The sequence below is a fragment of the Streptomyces sp. CNQ329 genome (assembly GCF_000482585.1).
Genome location: NZ_AXVU01000040.1, coordinates 1 through 17,844, shown reverse-complemented (window position 1 = coordinate 17,844; position 17,844 = coordinate 1). Strand labels below are relative to the sequence as shown.

Genomic DNA, 17,844 nt, shown 5'->3' with positions numbered 1-17,844 from the left:
GTCATCTCTTTTGACTTCCGGATCCGAACTCTCCTTCGGACCTACCCCTGGCGCCTCGACGACACGCCATACAGCCTCTCCGCCCATCCGAAATCATCTTTCACGAAACCGTGGTTCGAGTTCCCTCATCCCGGCCGGACGGGGGAACGTATACCGATGTTCCTTCACCTGCATTACCGCACCGGATTTTGGGACAGGCGAATGGCACCGCGCGCCAAGCCTCAGCTCAAGGCCCAGTTGTCACCGATCTGGTTTGCCGGTGACCCACGCTTCTTCGGCGTCATGGCCGTGACCAGGCCCGGGAGCGATAAGGCGGGCCCTGTACCGAGGCGCCTGCACCTGCTCGTCCAGATCGGTCCCAGTAAGCGGGAGGCGCCGATCGACGTTAATCCCTGGCAAGCAGCCCCCGAGGATCTTGCCCGTGCCCGTCAGGCCGTAGGTTGGCGAGGTCCGTGTGACTGACGGCCAGATCACCTACGTCCTCACCGACTCCGTCACCGCCCCCGGCCGCGAAGCGTGGTTCGCGTTGCCTGCCGGGTTTACCGCCCTCCCGCTCGACGCTCTTACCGCCCCGCCCGACAGCTCCGGTGCCTCCCCGTTGCGGGAGGTGGTCGCCGGGGTTCCCGACGGGGTTGTTCGGGAGCGGTTGGTCGGGCAGTTGGCCGGGGCTCAGCGGATGCTTCTCGCCCTCCGGGAGGAAGGCGTCGTGCACTGTTCGCTGGGGCTGCACCGGGATGACGACGGTGACGGGCGGGTGCTCACCTCGTTCTTCACCTTTCGGTGGCAGGAGATCAGTCGCGCTCCCCGGCACCTCACCGCCGCTCGTGCCGTCGCCGCAGGTCACGACCGTATCGAAGTGCTCGACTTACCCTGCGGTCCCGCCGCACTCGGTGAGGTGGCGAGGACCGTCGCGCCGGAGCTCGGGCTGCCCGTCGAGCGGCTGCTTCAGATTCACGCCTATCTGCCTCACCCCGACGGGTCCCGGCTCGTCGTGCTCAGTCTCACCACACCGGCGGTGAGCCGCCGCTCGCACTACCGCGCGATCCTGCGTGATGTCGCCGTGCACGTCAGTTTCGACAACCCGCTCGCACATCTGCGCACAAACGTGTGACGCGGGGACCGCCGCACCCCCGGTGCTGCGCACCCAGGGGGCGGGACGACGGCGGTCCCCGCGTGGGACGCGGGCCGGTTCAGGACGAGCCCTGCGTCCTGCGACCAGGAGGTCCGGGAGCCGCTCCGGAGGTCCTTGCCGATGTCCTCCAATGTGCCGGACCCGTGTTAACCCTGTGCTGCGCGGGCGTGACACCCTCGTACCGTTTTGCGGCTCCACCCCGTCCGGGTCACCGTCGCCCCGGCCGGGTCACCGCCACCCCGGCTGCCGCAGCGGCAGTCCGGAGTCGCCCGAGTCCGGGGTCCGTACCGCCAGGACCTGGTTCACGCCGATGCGGTTGTGCTCGAAGGACAGCGCCGACGCCGCCATGTACAGCCGCCACACCCGGGCCCGTCCCGGCGAGGTCAGCGCGACGGCTTTCTCCCAGCGGGCCTCCAGGTTCGCCACCCAGCGGCGCAGCGTCAGCGCGTAGTGCTCGCGCAGCGCCTGGGTGTCGCGCACCTCGAAGCCCGCGCGCTCCAACTGGTCGACGGTCGCGCCGAGGGGCGACAGCTCCCCGTCGGGGAAGACGTAGGAGTCGATGAACTCGTCGATGGTGTAGTCCTCTTCGTCGGCCAGCGGGCGGCGGGCGATCTGGTGGTTGAGCAGCCGGCCGCCGGGGCGCAGCAGCCGGTGGAGGCTGCGGGCGTACTCGCCGTAGCGCTGGGAGCCGACGTGCTCGGCCATGCCGATGGAGGAGATCGCGTCGTACGGGCCGTCGGCCGTCTCGCGGTAGTCCTGGACCCGGATTTCGATGCGGTCGCCGAGTCCGGCCTCGGCCACCCGCTTGCGGGCGTAGGCGGCCTGCTCGGTGGAGAGCGTGATGCCGACGGCGCGTACGCCGTACTCGCGCGCCGCGTGGAGCACCATCGAGCCCCAGCCGCAGCCGACGTCGAGCAGGCGGTCGCCCTCCTTCAGGCCGAGCTTGCGGCAGACGAGGTCGAGCTTGGCGGTCTGGGCGTCCTCCAGGGTGTCGCCGGCCTCCCAGTAGGCGCACGAGTAGACCATGGAGGGGCCGAGGACGAGGGAGTAGAAGTCGTTGCCGACGTCGTAGTGGTGGCTGACGGCGGCCTTGTCGCGGCGCAGGGTGTGCAGGGCGCCGCGGAACTTGTGCCGGCGTACTTCCTCGGGCGGCGGCGGGGGCGGGGGCAGCGGCCGGGCGAGGGCGAGGACGCCGCGGGCGGCGGCGGCGAGGCGGGCGGGACCCGGGCTGGGGGCGTCGGGGCCGCGTTCCCAGACCAGGCCGGCGAGGCGGTCGAGGGCGGTGTACAGGTCGCCCTCGACGTCGAGTTCGCCGGCGACCCAGGCGCGGGTGAGGCCGAGTTCGCCGGGCCGCCACAGGATGCGGCGCAGCGCTCTGCGGTGGCGTACGACGAGGACGGGGGCGCCCTCCGGACCGGCTTCCGAGCGGTCCCAGGCGCGGATCCGGATCGGCAGCGGGCCTCCGAGGAGCTCTTCCGCGAGGGCGGCGAGCCGGGGCGCGGCTTCGGTGTGCATGGCGCACCTCCGAGAGATGGGCGGGTGGTCGACGTGTGTCCGCGGTTGCTGGACTCCACGTAAACACCAAGGACCACCCGGGTAAGTCCCGTTGCGCGCCGGTACCAGCCGAAAAGAGCAGTCAGGCGCCCTGCCCGGCGGACGGGCAGGGCGCCTGACCGGGGGTAGACCCGGGGTGCGCGGCGGGTCAGGAGGCGCGGGCCCGCTCGCGGTTGTGCTCCTCGCTGGTGTCCTCGGCGGGCGGCAGGCCGACGGCGCCGCGGGCCCGCTCCTGCTCGCGTGTCGCCTCGCCGTCGCGTACGGACTGGGCGTGCTGGGCCCGGGCGGCGGCGGTGACCGGCGCGGCGGCCTCGTAGAACTCGTCCCGCGGCGACTCCATGGCGCCCAGCGAGACCACCTCGCGCTTGAGGAAGACGCCGAGCGTCCAGTCCATGAAGACCCGGATCTTGCGGTTCCAGGTGGGCACGGCGAGGCCGTGGTAGCCGCGGTGCATGTACCAGGCGAGGCGGCCCTTGAACTTCAGGGAGCGGCCGAACACGTTGATCATCGCGACGCCCTTGTGCAGGCCGAGGCCGGCGACCGCGCCCTTGTTCTTGTGCCGGTACTGGCGCTGCGGGAAGCCGCGCAGCTCGGCCACGACGTTGTCGCCGAGGAGCTTGGCCTGCCGCAGGGCGTGCTGGGCGTTCGGCGGGCACCAGGCGTTCTCGACGCCGGCGGCGCGGGCGGCGAGGTCGGGTATCTGGGCGTTGTCGCCCGCGGCCCAGATGTAGTCCGTGCCCTGGACCTGGAGGGTGGCGGCGGTGTCGACGTGCCCCTTGGGGCCGAGCGGCAGGCCGTACTCCTTCAGCACCGGGTGCGGCTTGACGCCGGCGGTCCACACGAGGGTGTCGGAGTCGACCTCCAGGCCGTTCTGGAGCACGACGCGGCCGTCGACGCAGGACTCCAGGGCGGTGCCGAGGTAGACCTCGATGCCGCGCTGCTGCAGATGCTTCAGACCCCACTTGCCGAGTTCGGGGCCGACCTCGGGGAGGATCTTGTCGGCGACGTCGACGAGGATGAAGCGCATGTCCTCGCGCTTGACCGAGGGGTAGTACGCGGCGGCGTCACGCGCCAGGTCCTCGACCTCGCCGATGGTCTCGGCACCGGCGAACCCGCCGCCGACGAAGACGAAGGTGAGGGCCTTGCGCCGGGTGTCGGGGTCGTGGGTGGACTCGGCCTTGTCGAGCTGCTCCAGCACGTGGTTGCGCAGCCCGATCGCCTCCTCGATGCCCTTCATGCCGATGCCGTTCTCGGCGAGGCCGGGGACCGGGAAGGTGCGTGAGACGGCTCCGAGCGCCACGATGAGGTAGTCGAACGGCACCTCGTACGGGTGCCCGACGATGGGGGCGACGACCGCGACCTTGCGGTCCTGGTCGATGGAGGTGACACGGCCGGTGAGCACCTCGGCACCGGGAAGGACCTGGCGCAGCGGCACGACGACGTGCCGGGGGGAGATGCTGCCGGCGGCCGCCTCGGGGAGGAAGGGCTGGTACGTCATGTACGAGCGCGGGTCGACGACGGTGACCGACGCCTCCCCGTACCGCATCTTCTTCAGGATGCGGCGCGCCGCGTAAAGGCCGACGTAACCGCCGCCTACTACGAGGATCCTGGGACGCTCCGTAGTGCTCATGATTCGAGTATCCCCCCGGTACGGCGGGGGTGCTCGTGAGGGTGTTCACAAGCTCCACCCCCGGTGGTGCTACACTGCCCCGCCACATCTTTTGCCTTCACTGCAGACCCTCGGCCGATTCCCGGCGACAGGCCGTTGAGCTGCAACTTCGAGGGTCCGACGCACAGATGTCACTCTGACGCAAAGCGTCCGTCACACCCCGCGGGGGGCCGCGGAGTCCAGGATCCGAGCAGGACGGCGAAATCCGCGCCCGAAGCATGTGAATATCTTCACGAAGTTCTTCCGCGCGGCCCCGGCGGACCCCCTCCGGGGGCGCTCACGAGGGCGGCTGCGCCGCGGAGGCGAACGCGATCCCGTCCAGAATGTCGTGTTCGCTCACGATCACCTCGGGGGCACCCGTGCGTTCCATGACCGACAGCAGCACCAGCGCCCCCGCGGCGATCACGTCGACGCGGCCCGGATGCATGACCGGGATGGCGGCCCGTTCCGCGTGGGTCGCCGTGAGGAGGGAGGCCGTGATCTCCCGGATCCGGGCCACCGGAATACGGGTGTGGTGCAGCGCCGCCGAGTCGTAGGCGGGCAGGTCCAGGGCGATGCCCGCGACCGTGGTGACCGAGCCGGCGAGGCCGACCAGGGTGGTGGTGTCGCGGAGGGGGACCGTGGCTTCCGCCGTGTCCAGGGCCGCGGCGATGTCGGCCTTCGCCGCCTCGATCTGCCGCGCCGTCGGGGGGTCGGCGAAGTGGTGGCGTTCGGTGAGGCGGACGCAGCCGACGTCCACCGACCTGGCCGCCTCGACCTGGTCCGTACCGGCGACGAACTCCGTCGAGCCGCCACCGATGTCGACCACCAGGTACGGGCCCGGGAGCCTGCCGGAGAGTTCCTTCGTGGCGCCCGTGAAGGACAGCGCGGCCTCTTCGTCGCCGGTGATGACCTCCGGGCGGACGCCGAGGATCTCCTGTACTCCGTGGACGAAGTCCGCGCGGTTCTCGGCGTCCCGGGAGGCCGACGTGGCGACGAACCGGGTGCGGACCGCGCCCAGGCGCTCGATGATCCCGGCGTACCGGCGGCAGGCCGCGAAGGTGCGCTCCAGCGCCTCGGGCGCCAGCCGGCCCGTACGGTCCACGCCCTGGCCGAGCCGGACGATCTCCATCCGGCGGTCCAAATCCTTCAGTTCACCCGTGGCCACGTCGACGTCCGCGACCAGCAGGCGGATCGAGTTCGTCCCGCAGTCCACCGCCGCCACCCGGGTCATGTCCCGTCCTCCCCCGGCTCACCGGTCTCCTCTGTCGTCACGCACGGGCCCTTGCGCCACCACTCCGGCAGCATCCCCAGCGCCTCGTCCCCCAGCGGGTTCACCCCCGGCCCCGCCGCGAGCGCGTGCGCGACCAGCACGTGCAGGCACTTCACCCGGTCCGGCATCCCTCCCGCGCTCGGGAAGCCGGGCAGCTCGGCGATCGCGTCGCGGCGGGCGAGGTAGTCCTCGTGGGCCGCGCGGTACGCCGCCGCCAGCTCCGGGTCCGCCGCCAGCCGGGCCGTCATCTCCTTCATCACGCCGTTCGCCTCCAGCGTGCCGATCGCGGAGTTCGCACGCGGGCACGTCAGGTAGTACAGCGTCGGGAACGGCGTGCCGTCGGGCAGCCGCGGGGACGTCTCGACCACGTCCGGATTGCCGCACGGGCAGCGGTGCGCCACGGCGCGCAGGCCGCGCGGGGCGCGGCCCAACTGCGCGGCCACGGCGGCGGCGTCCGCCGCGGTGGCGGGGGCGGGTTCGGTGGGCGGCGGGGGCTTGTCCATCTCTCCTCGATCAGCCGGCGTGCGGCGGCCGGCGTCCGGCGGCGGGCGGGATGCGCGTCCGCACGCGCCTCAGCGCTGGCCGTCCGCGGCGTCCAGCCCGTCCCACAGGTTCTCGTACCACGGCCTCTCCGTCTCCTCGCCCGCCGTGCCGGAGCGGGCGGAACCGGTGCCGTCGCGCATCAGGTATCCGGTCTCCCCGGGCAGCACGTAGTGCAGGTGCTCGCGGGCCTGCCGGCGCACGTACTCCGGGTCCTCCCAGCGCGCCTTCTCGTCGCGCAGCCGCTCCACCCGCTGCTCGGCCCGCGCCTTCTCCCGCTCCAGCTCGGCGACCTCGGCGCGCTGGTCGATGTACTGGCGCAGCGGGTACGCCAGCGCGACCACGAGCGAGCAGACGACGAGCGCGAGCACCGCGGCCCGCCCCGTCAGCCGGCTGCGCCGCGGCGGGCGGGCGCGATAGACGCGCTCCGAGACCCGGCTGACGGCCTGCTCGCCGAGCAGCTTGAGCCGGGTGGTGGTGGAGAAGCGCTCCCTGGCCATGTGCGTCGCGTCCTCCCCGGGCGGCATCGGTGGTCGGCCCCGGTCGCACCTTACGCGGTGCGGCCGGGGGCCGGGTGCGTCCGACGCCGATGTCGTACGGGTCGCGATGCCGTACGGGCCGTGCTGTCCGTACGGGCCGTGCCGTCCCTACGGACCGGCCCGGTCAGCCGTTCTTGTAGCGGGGGAAGGCGCTGCGGCCCGCGTACTCGGCGGCGTCGTCGAGGATCTCCTCGATGCGCAGGAGCTGGTTGTACTTGGCGACCCGCTCGGAGCGGGCCGGGGCGCCGGTCTTGATCTGGCCGCAGTTCGTGGCGACGGCCAAATCGGCGATGGTGACGTCCTCGGTCTCGCCGGAGCGGTGGGACATCATGCACTTGAAGCCGTTGCGCTGGGCCAGCTCGACGGCGTCCAGCGTCTCGGTGAGCGAGCCGATCTGGTTGACCTTGACGAGCAGCGCGTTGGCCGCGTTCTCGTCGATGCCGCGCTGCAGCCGCTCGGGGTTGGTGACGAAGAGGTCGTCGCCGACGATCTGGACCTTGTCGCCGAGCCGCTCCGTCAGCACGTGCCAGCCGGCCCAGTCGTCCTCGAACAGCGGGTCCTCGATGGACACCAGCGGGTAGTCCGCGACGAGCTGCTCGTAGTACTCCGTCATCTCGGCGGCGGAGCGGCTCTTGCCCTCGAAGACGTAGACGCCGTCCTTGTAGAACTCCGAGGCGGCGACGTCGAGCGCGAGGGCGACGTCCTGGCCGGCGGTGTACCCGGCCTTCTGGATCGCCTCGACGATGAGGTCGAGCGCGTCCCGGTTGGAGTCGAGGTTCGGCGCGAAGCCGCCCTCGTCGCCGAGGCCGGTGGACAGGCCCCGCTCCTTGAGTACGGCCTTGAGCTGGTGGTAGATCTCCGCGCCGCAGCGTACGGCCTCGGAGAACGACTCGGCGCCGATCGGCGCGATCATGAACTCCTGGATGTCGACGTTGGAGTCGGCGTGGCTGCCGCCGTTGAGGATGTTCATCATCGGCACGGGCAGCACGTGCGCGTTGGGGCCGCCGAGGTAGCGGAAGAGCGGCAGGTCGGAGGCCTCCGAGGCGGCGTGCGCGACGGCGAGCGAGACGCCGAGGATGGCGTTGGCACCGAGGGAGGACTTGTCGGGGGTGGCGTCGAGGTCGAACATCGCCTGGTCGATGAGGCGCTGCTCGGTGGCGTCGTAGCCCACCAGCTCGGGACCGATCTGCTCGATGACGGCGAGCACGGCCTTCTCCACGCCCTTCCCGCCGTAGCGGGCCTTGTCCCCGTCGCGCAGCTCCAGGGCCTCGAAGGCACCGGTGGAGGCGCCGGACGGGACGGCAGCACGGCCGGTGCTGCCGTCGTCGAGGCCGACCTCGACCTCGACCGTGGGGTTGCCGCGGGAGTCGAGAATCTCTCGGGCTACGACGACGTCGATGGACGGCACGGTGTCTCCTTCGGAGGGATTCGCTACGGGTTCCGCCCTGAGCCTAGCCGCCCGGGGTGACGGCTCCCGCGCGTACCCGGCCGCATTCCGCGGTACGAGACGGTTCGCGCCCCGGGCGGGCGTGAGGGCGTGCACCGTACGGCGTGGTCGTCCCGGCCCGCGCACCGGACGGGCCGGGACGGCCGCGCCGTACCGCGGCGGCGTGCCGGGGGCAGGGGGCGGCGGTGCACACAGCGCGGGCGGGCCGGCCGGTTCGCGGTCCGGGGCGGCCCGCCCGCGCGCCGGGCTAGCCCACCTTCAGTTTCTGGCCGGGCCGGATCAGGTCGGGGTTCGCGCCGATGACCGTCTTGTTGTCCTCGTACAACTGCTGCCAGCTCTCCGCGCCGTGCCGCCGGGCGATGTCGTCGAGGGTGTCGCCCTCGCGGACCTCGTAGTAGAAGCCGCGGAAGACCGTGCGGGACTCCGGCTGCGTCTGCTCGCCGGCACCGCGCGCCGCGGTGCCCTGCGGGGCCTCTTCCTGCGCCTGCGGGGCCGCCTGGGCCGGGGTCTGCGCTTGCTCCGGTGCCCCGTGCGGCATCGGCGGGACGATCTGCCCGGCGGCCGGGCTGCCGGCGGCCAGGCCCGCGCGCGGGCCGCAGTGGGGCCACGCGCCCGGTCCCTGCATGGACAGCAGCCGCTCGGCGACGGCGATCTGCTGCTGCTTCGTCGCCAGGTCGGCGCGCGGGGCGTAGCTGCGGCCGCCGGCGGCGTCCCAGCTCGACTGGGAGAACTGGATACCGCCGAAATAGCCGTTCCCGGTATTCGTCGCCCATTCTCCTCCGGACTCGCACGCGGCGACCCGTTCCCAGGTATCGATGGGCGCCGAGACCGCGTCCTGGGCGCCGAGTACCGGCAGCCCGATCGCGGTTCCGGTGGCGCCGACGAGAACGGCCATGCGGGAGTGTGTGCCAAGGCGTGCCTGTGCGGCGGGCCGGCGGTGCTTACCCGTTGCGGCAGGAAGAAGCATGATGCTCTTTCTCACCGACGCCTGCGAGGTGAGCTGTCGGGTGCGGGCTGTGAGTGCCCGGCCGTACGTCGAGCGTGCGGCTTGACCCCAAGCCGCCCGGTCCGCCTTCTCGTTGGACCGGAGCGGCACTTACCGTGGGTCCCCCGCTCCTGTCAGCGGTGCTTCATGCACAGGTGGCCCGGGTGAACGCCGACAGGATTCGGCGTGAGGCGATCACCGGGGCTCGCGTTGGCGAGCGATGTGACGGTAAGCACATAGGGGTGTGCGATTCAAAGACCCCGGAAAGCGCCACGCCCGGTTTTCGGTCCGTCAGGTAGCCCGGTCAGCCGATAACGTCAAATATGACTAATGAGCACCGACTTCATGCGCGGCCCGTTCAGTTCCCGCGCAATTCGAGTTCCTGACCAGGCTTGATGTTGTCGGGGTCCTCACCGAGTGCGTTCTTGTTCCCGTCGTACAACTCGGACCATCCACCCGTGAGCGAAAGCTCGCTGGCGATATCCGAGAGAGTGTCACCCGGTCGGACGGTATAACTGCCGTCACCGGACTCGCCGCTCTCACGACCGCCGCGCTTCTCCGTGTCGCCGGGGATCTCGGCGATCCACTCGCGGCCGGGGTCCGGCAGCTCGGTCTCGTCGGGCGACTGGGAGGCTCCGGGGGTCTCGACGGCCTCGCGCGGGGTCTCGGGGATGCCGGGCGAGGACGGGACGCCGGAGGGGGTGGGGGTCGCGGAGGCGTCCGGGGCGCGGTGCCGGCCGGAGCCCCCGGAGGCGTCCGTGGTCTCGGAGTCCTGGCCGGCCCACTCGCCGGGGCCGCCCTCGCGCTCGTCCGGGTCCTGGGCGCCGCGGTGCTTGCCGCCTCTGGACTTCCCGTCCCCGCGCTCGCCCTTGCGGTCCGTGTCCCGGTCCTCGTCCCGGTCCTCGTCCCCGCGGTCCGTGGCGCCGGTGCCGGGGACCAGGGTGGGCGGCAGCGGCAGTTCGGCGCCGGGGTCGACCTCGGGCACCGTGTCGTCACCGTGCAGCCCGGCGTCCTCGGCGCACTCCGGCCACGCCTTGTCGGCGCCCATGCCGGCAAGGATGCGCTCGGCGACCGTGATCTGCTGCGCCCGGCTGGCGAAGTCGGGCTGCGAGGCGAACTCCTCGCCGCCGTACTCCTGCCACATGTCCATCGTCAACTGCAGGCCGCCGTAGTATCCGTTGCCCTCGTCGGCGCTCCACAGCCCGCCGCTCTCGCACTCGGCGACCCGGTCCCACGTGCCGGCGTCGGCGGCGCTCGCGCCGCCCGCGCCCAGCAGCGGCAGGGCGAGACCCGCCCCGGTCGCACCGGCGGCGACGACGAACGCGGGGGCCTGGCGGGGACGTCGGTGGCGTCCGTTACCCGAGCGCATGCGAGTGCCTTTCGTTCCCTGTGTGTTCGAACCAGTGGCCGAACTTAATACCGAAGCCCCCCCGATCACAAGTTGATCGCCTGATAGTCACGCGCGGATCACAGAGTTGGCCCGAAGTGCACCGGCAGTGTCCGAAGGCCGCGCATGATGAGCCCTCCGCGCCACCGCAATTCGGACGTCTCGACGGCGAGCCGCAGGTCGGGAAGGCGGCGCAGCAGGGTACCGAGGGCGGTCCGCGCTTCGAGCCGGGCGAGGGGGGCACCGAGGCAGTAGTGGATGCCGTGGCCGTAGCCCAGGTGCTGATTGTCACGCCGGGACAGGTCCAGGGTGTCCGGGTCGGCGAAGCGGGCGGGGTCGCGGTCGGCGGCGGCCAGCACGACGAGCACGGGGTCGCCCACGGCGACGCGCTGCCCGCCGATCTCCAGCGGCTTGGTGGCGAACCGCCACGTCGCCAGCTCCACCGGGCCGTCGTAGCGCAGCAGTTCCTCCACCGCCGAGGGCAGAAGCGCGGGCTCGGCGGCCAGCCGGGCGCGCTCGGCGGGGTGGGTGAGGAGGGCGTACGTGCCGTTGCCGATCAGGTTGACGGTGGTCTCGAAGCCGGCGAAGAGCAGGATGAACGCCATGGCGGCGGCCTCGTTCTCCGTCAGCTTCTCGCCCTCGTCGGAGGCGCGGATGAGACCGGAGATCAGATCGTCGTCCGCGGCGTCGCCGGCGCGAAGTGCCGCGCGCTTGCGGTGGATCAGCTCGGCGAGATAGGCGCGCATCTTCTTCACGGCGCGGGCGACGCCGCCGCGGGGGCCCTTGCCGTGGTGCAGCATCACGGCGGCCCAGTCGCGGAAGTCGTCCTGGTCCTCCGCCGGGACGCCCAGGAGGTCGCAGATGGCGTAGATCGGCAGCGGGAAGGCGAACTCGTGGATGAGGTCGGCCTCGCCGCGGTCCGCGAAGCCGTCGATGAGGCGGTCGGTCAGCTCCTGCACGCGGGGCGCGAAGGCGGCGACGCGGCGGGGCGTGAACGCCTGGGAGACCAGCCGGCGCAACCGGGTGTGATCGGGCGGGTCGATGTTGAGCAGGTGGGTCATGAGACCGGCGCTGCGCTCGCCGGGGATGCCGGTCTTGTCGCTGTCGTGGTGCGCGGGGTTCTTGGACAGCCGCGGGTCGGCGAGGGCCTGGCGGGCGTCCGCGTAGCGGGTGACGAGCCAGGCGTCGACGCCGCTGGGCACGGTGGCGCGATGGACGGGCGCGTGGGTACGCAGCCAGGCGTACGCGGGGTAGGGGTCGGAGGCGAACTCCCAGCTGAAGAGCGCGGGCCGGGGCCCCTCGCCCACGGGCGGAGCGGACACGTCAGCGGGCACCGGAGGGGCCGCCGGAGGCGGCCGGGCCGTCGGAGGCGGGGTCGCCGGCGGACGGTTGCTCGGCGGACGGGTCCTCGGCCGCCTCGGGGCCGGCGGGGCCGTCCGCGGCGGCCGGCTCCGCCGTATCCGCCTTCTCCGCCGCGCGGATCGCCTCGCGGTACGTACGCGCCGCCGCCCGCAGCGCCGTCTCCGGCTCGACGCCCTGTGCCTCGGCCCGCAGCGCCAGCGCGAGCAGTTCGGCGCCGAATCCGTCCACGGGCGCCCCGGCCACGGCCAGGCCCGCCGTGCGGGCGCGGCCCGCCAGCTTCGCCACCAGAGACAGCGCAGGCTGTGCCAGCGGTACGCCCTCCGTGACCGACGTACGGCTCTTCTCCCTCGCCTTCTCGCGCAGCCAGTGCTCCTTCACGTCCGCCGGGGTCTCGGCGACCGCGTCGCCGAAGACGTGCGGATGACGCCGGACCAGCTTCTCCACGAGGGTGCCCGCCACGTCGTCGATGGAGAAGGGCTCCTCGGGGTCCTCCTCCGCGATCCTGGCGTGGAAGACGACCTGCAGCAGCACGTCCCCCAGCTCCTCGCGGACCGCCTCCCTGTCCCCCGCCTCGATCTCCTCGACCAGCTCGTACGCCTCTTCCAGGCTGTGCTTCGCCAGTCCCGCGCTGGTCTGCCCGCTGCTCCAGGGGCACTCGCGCCGGATCCGGTCCATCACCTGGACCACGTCGACCAGACGGGCCCCCGGCAGGTCGTACGACCCGGGCAGCAGCTCCAGCGACGGCATCTCCACCCGTCCCGAGCCCGCCAGCCGGGCCAGCCCGTCCGTCAGCCGGGGCTCGCCGTCGGCCGCGGCGACCACGACGACGGTGGCGCCACCGGCGCAGGCGTCGACCAGCTCGCGCGCCTCGGGCGTGGCTGTCTCCACCGCGATGCCCGCGTCCCGCAGATACGGCACCTGCGGATGCGCGGCGTCGGCGCACAGCACGCGGTCGGCGCCGCGCAGCGCCTCCCACGCGGGCCAGGACAGCAGCCCGGGGGCGATGCGGTGGGTGGTGGTCAGCAGGATGATTCGGCCGGTCACGTCCCCGACCGTAACGGACGCCGCCGACAACCGGCGCCGGCCGCCCGGCCACGGGCGTCCCACGGGCCGCCGACCGGTCACTGCTGCGGGATGATGCCGCCCTCCGCGGTGGCGCTGACCTGCTTGATCCACGGGGTGTCGGCCTGCGCCAGCCGCACCTGGTCGTTGTCCCACTTGCCGAACCGCGGGCTGACGTCGATGCCCAGGTCCTTCGACGCCTCGACCAGCACCCCGCCGAGCCGTGCCTGGCCGTCCTGCGTCTGCGGGTTGATGCCGAGCTTCTCCACCAGCCGCTGCACCATGAGCTGCTGCTCGTAGTGCTTGTCGAGAGCCTCCGGCGGGATGCTGTACTGCTGGAGGTACATCGCTTCGAGCTGCTTCGCGCCGCCGACCGAATCCGCCTCGTCCCGGCGCGTGCGCTGCACCTGCGCGCGGGGGACGCTGACGTCGTAGTTCTCCGCGGCCCGCTCGATGACCCGGCCCTGGAGCATCGTGTTCAGCGTGTCCACGCTGAGGTCGCCGCTCTGGTCGATCAGCTCGTCGGCATGAGGGCTGGCGTTCTGCGCGTCACGCACGTCGGCGACCCGGTTCTGCAACTGCGTGACCGTGATGCGCTCGTCGTCGCCGAGTACGGCCGCCGCTCCCGCGTGCGGTTCGCCGCTGCACGAGCTGAGCAGCGGCACAGCCGCGACGATCGCGGCGGCGGTTACGGCGAGCGCTGTCCTGCGCATGGCTGCCTCCCGGGCGGCTCTCCAGCGGCGGCGTGCCACTTCGTGATCCGGATCACGATCTTATGCAACGGCCGGCCGACGCCACCACTGCCAAGGCGTGACTTCTCTGTTCGGCCGTGATTCATGTTCCGTACACCGCGGCACAAGAAGGTTCGCCAGTGACCGTATCCGACGCGCCGACGCAGCCGGCAGCCGCCTCCCCACCGCGGCGGACCGGCGCCCGGACCCCGCCCCGCCGTCCCGGCCACCGCCACGGTGCCGGGCGGTATCGAGGCGGTGCTGCTCACGGCGGGGATCTGGGCGGCGAGCGTGGTGCTGTCCTTCGGCGCCGCGCTGCTGTGGCGACGGCTGGGCCTGCGGCGGCTGCCGGGGCAAGCGGCGGGTGCCGGGTGTCCCGTGTCCGTACGGGCGCCCCCTTCACGCCCGTACGGACGCCGCCCTCTACGGCTTCGCGAGCGCCCTGCGCACCTTCCCCAGCGCCCTGCGCGCATGGGGCACCCGGCGGTTGCCGCCCGGCAGCCGCAGTGCGGTGAGCCGCTTGCGCTTGAAGTACGGGCGCGTGGCGGCGTCCAGGTACACCGCGAGCCACTCCTGCGCGCTCGGGCGCAGCCGCGCGTGGTTCTCGGCCTGCATGCAGTACCCCACGGCCGTGAGCAGCCCGGCGAGTTGGGCGGTGTCCCGCGCCGGGCGGCCGGGGCCGCCCAGCTCCGGGACGACGGAGTCCACGATGGTCACGGGGATCCGGTTGCTGTTCTGGTACGGGGTCAGCCGCTCCAGCAGCGTGCCGGTGCCGACCCGGGCGACGGGGATGCCGTACAGGGTGGCCGCGGTGAGCAGGGCCGTGGAGAAGCAGCCGACGACGAGCCGCGGGCGCAGCGTGCCGTACAGCGCCTCGGCGAGCGCCGGCTCCTCCTGCACCGTCAGCGTGACGCCCGCGTCCGCGGCGGCCTTCTGCAGCACCGTGGAGTAGCGCGCGGGGGCGGTGGGGTGGGGCTTGAAGAGGACGGCGCGGTGGCCGGCCGCGGCGGCGCCGCGCAGCATCCGCTCGTGCAGCGCCTCCTCCTCGGCGTGGCCGAGGATGTTGAGCGCGGCCAGGTACTGGCCGAGGAGTACGGCGGTGGGGGCGCACTCACCGCCGGCCCCCGCGGGCGTGGCGGCGGTCACCTCGTCGAGGACTCCGCGGAACGCCTCGTTCGGCACCACCTCCGCCGGCACCCCGTACTCGGTGAGCAGCAGCGGCACGAGGCCCGGCACCAGGTCCAGGTGCAGCAGCCGCTGCACGCGGCAGGCCACGTGCAGCGGCAGCCGCTCGCGGGTCGGGCCGTAGCTCATCAGCCCGTCCGCGTACACGTGCACGTCGGCGTCGGCGAAGATCGCGACGAGCGCCTTGGCGGGCGGCGCCGTCACCGACTCGACCACCAGGTCGAGCGGCCCGTCGCCGAGGCCCCAGGCGCGGCGCAGCAGCCGCTGCAGCAGCGGCACGTCGCCGCCCCGGGGGTGCCAGGCGGCGGGGTGGTGCGGGCGGATCTCGTGGTTGTAGTCCAGCACCTCGTCGAAGCGGGCGGAGACCGGCGCCCAGCCGTGCATCTCGGGGAGCCGGGTGGCGGTCTCGGGTACGGCCGCGTTGCCGGCGACGAGCAGGATGCGCCGGGCCCGGGCGCGCGGCCCGAACCGCCCGGCGTCCAGTGCGGCGGCGAGCGTCGCCGCCCCGTACAGCGTGGAGACCTCGAAGATCTGGGTGCGGTGCTCGTGCACGGCTCAGGCGGCCCTTTCCGGCTTTCCCGTACTGTCCTGCCCGCCCGGCCTCCCGGGCCTCCCCCGCCCCGACGCGCGCAGGTGACGCAGCATCCGGCCGCGCTGTTCGTCCATGCCGCGCAGGGTCTCCTCCAGCACGTCCTGCGGCATGCGCCGCAGCGCCTCGGCGGAGGCACGCTCCAGGCGCCGGGCCAGGCCGGGCTCCAGGCGTTCCGCGTTGCCGCGGTGGAAGGCGATGAGGGCGCAGTAGGTGCGTACGGCCTTGGGCAGGAAGCGGTCCGCTTCCGGGTCGGCGCGGACGGCGTCGAGCATGGCGTCGTGCGCGGGGATGAAGTCGAGCTGGCGGTCGTCGCTGATCTGTGTGAGGGAGGTCTTGACGCCGCGCCGGTAGAAGACGCCGAGCAGGCCGGTGACCGCGAAGGTCTCCGCGGTCAGGTGCAGCATCCACGTCCACAGCCGGTCCTCGGCGGTACGCAGCCCGGCGGCGAAACGCCCGGCGCCGTCGTCGAACATACGCCGGTGGTATATCCCGGCCCAGACGAAGGGATAGTCGACCATCGTTTCGAGGTGGGCCTGGCCGATGCCGTCGCGGGCCGCGAGGATCGTGTCGCGGCGGCGGGCGGGGGCGCGGCGCACGACGCGGTCACGGCCGTGGGACTGCACGTGGTCGGTGCGGACGAAGTCGGTGCCGTACCGGTCCATGGCGGCGACGAGGTCGTCGAGATAGCCGGGCGCGTACCAGTCGTCGCCGTCCAGGAAGGTCAGATAGTCGCCGCGGGCGGCGTCGATGCCGCTGTTACGGGCGCCGGCGATGCCCTGGTTGGTCTCGTGCCGGATCACGCGGGCGCCGGGCAGGGTCCGCGCGGCCCGGTCGACGATCTGCGCGGTGGCGTCCGTCGAGCAGTCGTCGACGAGGAGGAACTCCCGGTCGGAACGGGCGTTGCGGGTCAGGCTGCGCAGGGTGTCCTGGGCGAATTCCTGCACGTTGTGAAAGGGCACGATGACCGACAGTTTGAGCACTTCGCAAGGCTGGAACGGCAACGGTTCGAAGAGTTGCCGCGCAGAAGGCCGGCGGGTGAACTCTCGGTGCCCGTCATGCAAACGCGCGTGGTGGCGGTCATGCGGCGCACTGGCGCCGCATGGTCTCCTTGTCCGCCGCCGTCACGGGCAGCTCGTACTTCAGCGCCACCTGCGCGAACCGTACGCCGTACGCGCAGCGGATCGCCTCGTCCGGCGGCAGCCACGCCGCCGGCCCCGAGTCGCCCTTCGAGGAGTTCGTGTCGCCGTCGACCGCGAGGAGGTTCAGCGGATCGTTCGCAAGCTGCCGGCGCTTGTCCTCCGCCCACCCCGCCGCGCCCATCTGCCACGCGTACGACAGCGGCACCACGTGGTCTATATGCACCTCCATCGAGGAGGACGGGCCGCGCTCGAACGCGATGTCCCGGCCGGCGTACGGATCCGCCAGCTTCATGGCCTCGACCACGCAGTCCTCGCCGCTCTCCAGCCGTACGTCCCGGCCGTCGCGGCGCAGCAGGTCGTTGCGGGTGTCGCAGCCGTTCCCGGCCAGCGGGACGCCGGCCGCGGTGTCCATCCAGGCGTAGCCGAAATCGTCGCGGTCGTAGCCGGATCCGCTGCCGCGGCTGCCGGCGGCGAGGCGGTCTATCACGCGCCGGGCGGCCTCGCGGTCGGCGGCGGAGGTGAGGGGGGCGAGGCCGGGTGCGGTGCCGTCGGGGTTGTCGAGAGGGGAGGCGGCGCGGCCGGGGGCGTCATCGGCGGGCGGGCCGCCGGTGGCACTGCCGGCCGGGGGCCTGCCCCCCGGGCCCTTGTCCGCCGCGACCTCGCAGCCGGAGGTCAGTGTCACGGTCGCGGTCGAGGCGGCGGCGAGGAGCAGCGGCAGCAGGCGGCGTATTCGTCTCACGGCACTCGCACTTCCGGGTCGGAGCCGGAGCCCCGGCCGGGACCCGCTCCGCAGCCTAGCCCTCCGGTTTCGCGGCGCAACGGGGCCTTTACTCGCCGGCGCCGCCGAAGCCCGGTCCGCTGGACGCGGACCGGGTCCCTGAGCGGGGGCTCTCCTTCGACCCGGTGCCCGGCCCCGCTCGTGGCGGTGCCGTTCACCGGCCCGGTTTCCGGCTAGTACTACAGGGCTAGATCTTGATCATGGGGTGGTGGGAGACTCTGGCTGTGGCCACGACACAGCCCCGTGATCAAGATTGTCCGTCGGACGCCGTCAGCCCGGCCGATTTAGCCGTCTGGGACCGAGAGTTCGCCGCGCTGGGCGAGCGGATAACCCCACTGTTCTACCGCCCGGAGTCCCAAGGGCACGCCCTTCAGTACCTGCGTGGGCTCCTCTCCCCGTTGCAGCGCAAGAACGGCTGGACCATGGCCGAGTTCGCCGGTGAGAAGGAGCCCAAGGCACTCCAGCGGTTCTTGAACCTCACCCCGTGGAG

General features: G+C 72.6%; 15 protein-coding genes, 1 pseudogene and 1 riboswitch. Of the genes and pseudogenes, 2 read left to right on the top strand and 14 right to left on the bottom strand.

Going from position 1 to position 17,844, the window contains the following annotated elements:
• Positions 1-454: 454 nt before the first annotated feature.
• Entirely contained in the window at positions 455-1,111 is a 657-nt protein-coding gene (locus tag I003_RS0123500) for a hypothetical protein (protein WP_027773754.1), read from the top strand.
• A 249-nt stretch (positions 1,112-1,360) separates the two neighbouring features.
• On the opposite strand, the gene I003_RS0123495 is transcribed toward I003_RS0123500, so the two are convergent.
• The 14 genes from I003_RS0123495 to I003_RS0123425 all read right to left on the bottom strand — a co-directional run bounded on the left by I003_RS0123495 (position 1,361) and on the right by I003_RS0123425 (position 17,315).
• A complete protein-coding gene (locus I003_RS0123495; protein WP_027773753.1) occupies positions 1,361-2,647 on the bottom strand; it encodes an SAM-dependent methyltransferase in 1,287 nt (428 codons plus the stop codon).
• Between the two features lie 187 nt (positions 2,648-2,834).
• Positions 2,835-4,316, bottom strand: coding sequence for an NAD(P)/FAD-dependent oxidoreductase (locus I003_RS0123490; protein WP_078564297.1), 1,482 nt, complete (start codon positions 4,314-4,316; stop codon positions 2,835-2,837).
• 316 nt (positions 4,317-4,632) lie between these two features.
• Entirely contained in the window at positions 4,633-5,568 is a 936-nt protein-coding gene (locus I003_RS0123485) for a Ppx/GppA phosphatase family protein (protein WP_027773751.1), read from the bottom strand.
• Complete coding sequence (locus I003_RS0123480) at positions 5,565-6,110, bottom strand: DUF501 domain-containing protein (RefSeq protein WP_027773750.1); 546 nt, start codon at positions 6,108-6,110, stop codon at positions 5,565-5,567. Before I003_RS0123480 ends, I003_RS0123485 begins: the two co-directional genes overlap by 4 nt.
• Positions 6,111-6,179: 69 nt before the next feature.
• Entirely contained in the window at positions 6,180-6,674 is a 495-nt protein-coding gene (locus tag I003_RS0123475) for a septum formation initiator family protein (protein ID WP_078564295.1), read from the bottom strand.
• Between the two features lie 136 nt (positions 6,675-6,810).
• The gene (gene eno, locus I003_RS0123470) at positions 6,811-8,094 is read right to left on the bottom strand and encodes a phosphopyruvate hydratase (protein WP_027773748.1); all 1,284 of its coding nucleotides are present in this window, start codon (positions 8,092-8,094) and stop codon (positions 6,811-6,813) included.
• A 286-nt stretch (positions 8,095-8,380) separates the two neighbouring features.
• Positions 8,381-9,028: a transglycosylase family protein gene (locus I003_RS0123465; RefSeq protein ID WP_027773747.1), complete on the bottom strand. Its 648-nt coding sequence runs from the start codon at positions 9,026-9,028 to the stop codon at positions 8,381-8,383.
• A gap of 75 nt (positions 9,029-9,103) precedes the next feature.
• Positions 9,104-9,268, bottom strand: a riboswitch (cyclic di-AMP (ydaO/yuaA leader).
• Between the two features lie 208 nt (positions 9,269-9,476).
• Positions 9,477-10,487, bottom strand: a complete 1,011-nt coding sequence (locus tag I003_RS0123455) for a LysM peptidoglycan-binding domain-containing protein (RefSeq protein WP_027773746.1) — start codon at positions 10,485-10,487, stop codon at positions 9,477-9,479.
• 98 nt (positions 10,488-10,585) lie between these two features.
• A complete protein-coding gene (locus I003_RS0123450; RefSeq protein ID WP_027773745.1) occupies positions 10,586-11,827 on the bottom strand; it encodes a cytochrome P450 in 1,242 nt (413 codons plus the stop codon).
• A gap of 1 nt (position 11,828) precedes the next feature.
• Positions 11,829-12,911 carry a nucleoside triphosphate pyrophosphohydrolase gene (locus I003_RS0123445; RefSeq protein ID WP_027773744.1) on the bottom strand — a complete coding sequence of 361 codons (1,083 nt, stop codon included), beginning with the start codon at positions 12,909-12,911 and terminating at the stop codon, positions 11,829-11,831.
• A 77-nt stretch (positions 12,912-12,988) separates the two neighbouring features.
• Positions 12,989-13,642, bottom strand: a complete 654-nt coding sequence (locus I003_RS0123440) for a SurA N-terminal domain-containing protein (RefSeq protein ID WP_027773743.1) — start codon at positions 13,640-13,642, stop codon at positions 12,989-12,991.
• 441 nt (positions 13,643-14,083) lie between these two features.
• Positions 14,084-15,397, bottom strand: a complete 1,314-nt coding sequence (locus I003_RS0123435; RefSeq protein ID WP_027773742.1) for a polysialyltransferase family glycosyltransferase — start codon at positions 15,395-15,397, stop codon at positions 14,084-14,086.
• A 3-nt stretch (positions 15,398-15,400) separates the two neighbouring features.
• A complete protein-coding gene (locus I003_RS32975; protein WP_051368400.1) occupies positions 15,401-16,417 on the bottom strand; it encodes a glycosyltransferase family 2 protein in 1,017 nt (338 codons plus the stop codon).
• A gap of 97 nt (positions 16,418-16,514) precedes the next feature.
• Positions 16,515-17,315, bottom strand: coding sequence for an HNH endonuclease family protein (locus tag I003_RS0123425; RefSeq protein ID WP_027773741.1), 801 nt, complete (start codon positions 17,313-17,315; stop codon positions 16,515-16,517).
• 263 nt (positions 17,316-17,578) lie between these two features.
• Between I003_RS0123425 and I003_RS36530 the strand changes: the two are divergent.
• Positions 17,579-17,844: pseudogene (locus tag I003_RS36530) on the top strand (hypothetical protein); the annotation flags it as partial.